3 protein-coding genes are annotated in these 2,753 nt (G+C 71.2%); 2 read left to right on the top strand and 1 reads right to left on the bottom strand.

Annotation, left to right across the window (positions count from 1 at the left end; all coding sequences use genetic code 11):
- Together E1285_RS46305 and E1285_RS44395 are read left to right on the top strand one after the other, a co-directional pair.
- On the top strand, positions 1 to 504 hold a 504-nt coding region (locus tag E1285_RS46305; RefSeq protein ID WP_165967043.1), incomplete at its 5' end, for a hypothetical protein.
- A gap of 96 nt (positions 505 to 600) precedes the next feature.
- A complete protein-coding gene (locus E1285_RS44395; RefSeq protein WP_243723482.1) occupies positions 601 to 1,206 on the top strand; it encodes an A24 family peptidase in 606 nt (201 codons plus the stop codon).
- A 9-nt stretch (positions 1,207 to 1,215) separates the two neighbouring features.
- On the opposite strand, the gene E1285_RS44390 is transcribed toward E1285_RS44395, so the two are convergent.
- Positions 1,216 to 2,753 (bottom strand): LCP family protein (locus E1285_RS44390; protein ID WP_132160917.1); only part of this gene is annotated, 1,538 nt, incomplete at its 5' end.

The following is a 2,753-nucleotide window of genomic DNA, read 5'->3' as shown; positions in this document are numbered from 1 at the left end:
GACGGGGGCGGTGGCTCCGCGGCCCCGCCCAAACCCCCCGAGGGGTACACGACCTACAAGGGTGACGTGTACTCGTTCGCGCATCCGCCCGGCTGGGTCTTCCGTACTTCCACCGACGAGAACGACTGGCCGATCGTCGAAGGGCATCCGCCGAACCCGGCCAACGACGGCAGCGGCGGCCAGGTCATCGTCTCCCGCGTCGACGGGTACGACGGCTCGATGAAGGACATGATGGTGCAGGCCCGCGCCGTCAACCAGGTCAACGGGCGGCGGGTGGTGAGCGAGACCGCGGCGGATGTGGCGGGGGCGCGGGAGGCGCGCCGGATCGAGACCGAGTACGACACCCGATTCCAGGGCGGGCTCACCGTCCGGATCCGCAGCGTCGACATCTACGCGCTCACCCGGAACCGGACGATGCTCGACCTGACGGTCCGGGGAGCGCAGGCGAAGTTCGACGCGTCCGGGCTGCCGCAGGTGGTGTCCAGCTTCACCGTTCTCGGCTGAACGTCCGCCCGCGTCGCTCGGTGCCTTGGCGTGGTGGCGGGCGCTCGGTAACATCCGCTGAATGGTGAGGCGGGACGACGCGGCGGGCGACCCCGCGTGAGCGGGTCCGCGGTCGAGGAGCCGCCGTCCTCGGCATGGTCCTGGCGCGCCGACTGGACCGTGCCGCTCAGGCGCAACGCGGTACCGGCGGGCGTGGGCGCCGCGCTCGGGGTGGCACTGCTCGCCTGGCTGATCGGCCCGCGCCCGCACCTTCCCGCGTTCGCCTACCTGATGGTCGTCGGCGTCGCCCTCGCCGTCGTGGACGTCCAGCTGCGCCGGCTGCCCGACCCGCTGACGCTCACGTCCTACCCCCTCGGCATCGCCCTCCTCATGGCGGCGGTGCCGTTCACCGGGGACGGCGGCCACCGGTTCGTTTCGGCGCTCATCGGCCTGGCCGTCCTGTGGGTGCTGTTCCTGGTGCAGTGGTTCATCGCCCCCTCGGCGCTGGGGTTCGGCGACGTCAAGCTCTCCGGCGTGCTCGGCCTATATCTCGGCTGGCTGGGGGCCGACGCCTGGTTGCTGGGCGTCCTCGCGATGTTCCTGTTCGGCGGCGTGTACTCGGCCGTGATGCTGGCCGCGCGGCGGGCGCGGCTCAAGTCGACGATTCCCTTCGGCCCCTTCATGCTCGCCGGTGCGCTGCTGGCCGTCCTCGTCTTCGCCTGAGCCGCGCCCCTACTCGCAGCGCTTCTGCTGACCGGCCTTGACGCCTCCGCCGATCTTGTTGATGGGCGGCGGTGCCAGCCGGGGTCCGTTCTTTCCGATGATGAGCCGGACGCCGCCCGCCGGAGTGCCCGCGTCGGCCGTGAGCAGCGCGCTGGGGACGTCCCGCGCGAGCGCGGAGGCCTGCCCCTCGGCGGGCGGCGCGTACACGATGCGGCTGTCGGGCGACTCGGCCCCCTTCTCGACCTTCACTGCCACCCTGTAGCCGCGCTTCCCGAGCTGCTTCACGACCCGCTGTACCACGGCGTCCTTTCCACCCGCGTCGACAACGGTGACGTTCACCTTGCCCGGGGAGGGCGGCGCCTGCCGGGGCTGGACGGGCTTGGCGGGCTCCGCAGGCAGGTCGTTGTCGTGCCGGACGGCCTCGAACAGCGCCTTGGCCCGCGCCTGGTTCCACTGGACACGGTTGGGGTCTGGCGCGTACCGCTCGACCGGGACGGTCACGAACCGCACCTGCCCCGCGCTCATCCCCCGGAGACCGTCCGCCAGCTTCCGCATCGCCGAGAGGTCGAGTTCGTCATCGGTCGTCATCGACTTGGTCGCGGCCTTGAGGAACTTGTACGTCTTCGCCGGGTCGCTGAGGACGGAGTCGGTGGCCTTCTCCGCGACGGCGGCCATGAACTTCTGCTGGCGCTCGATCCGCTCGAGGTCGGACCCGTCGCCGATCGAGTAGCGGGCCCGCACGTAGCCGAGCGCCTGCTCGCCCTGCACGGTCTGCTTCCCCGCCTCCAGGTAAAGCTCGGCCCTCGGGTCGTTCACGGGCTTGTCGACGCAGATCTCGACGCCGCCGAGGGCGTCCACCATCCGCTTGAACCCGGAGAAGTCCACCTGCACGAAATGGTCGATGTGGACACCGGTCAGCGACTCCAGCATCCTCCACGTGCACGTCGGACCGGCGAACGCGAACGCCGTGTTCAGCATCCCGAACCGCGCCGGAACGGTCCCGCCGTCGTCCTTCTCGCACTCGGGGATCTTCACCATGGAGTCGCGCGGGAAGCTGATCCCGACCGCCTGGTCCCGGTTCGGCGACAGATGCAGCAGGATCGCCGTGTCCGACCGCGCCCCGGACATGCCGGGGACCGCGTACTCCGCGTTGTCGCCCTCCCGGGTGTCGGACCCGATCAGCAGGATGTTGAGCGACTTGTTCAGCTTCTCCGGCCGGTTCGCGCCGAGCCGGTCGCCGACGTCCTTCTGCTCGATGCCCCCGACCAGATCCCGATAGATCAACGCGGCCCCCGCGCCACCGAGCAGCATGACGACGACCAGCCCGAGCGCGGTGCGCCGCAAGGCCTTCCCCCGCCGCGTCCTCCCTTTGCCTCTCGCGTGGTCGTCGTCCTCGGCCGCTACCTCGTCCTCGGCCGCCGCGTCCCCCTCAGGGGCGTCGGCGCGTATCGCGTTGACCGACTCCCCGACGTCCGCGCCCTCATCGTCCTCCTGCGCCGGCAGATCGCCTCCCGCCCGCTTCGCTTCCTCGTTCCGGGGGGCGGGCG

Origin of the sequence: Actinomadura sp. 7K507 (assembly GCF_004348425.1) — a bacterium.
Classification (GTDB): domain Bacteria; phylum Actinomycetota; class Actinomycetes; order Streptosporangiales; family Streptosporangiaceae; genus Spirillospora.
The sequence above is the reverse complement of the archived record's forward strand: the minus strand, read 5'-3'. Positions and strand labels throughout refer to the sequence as shown.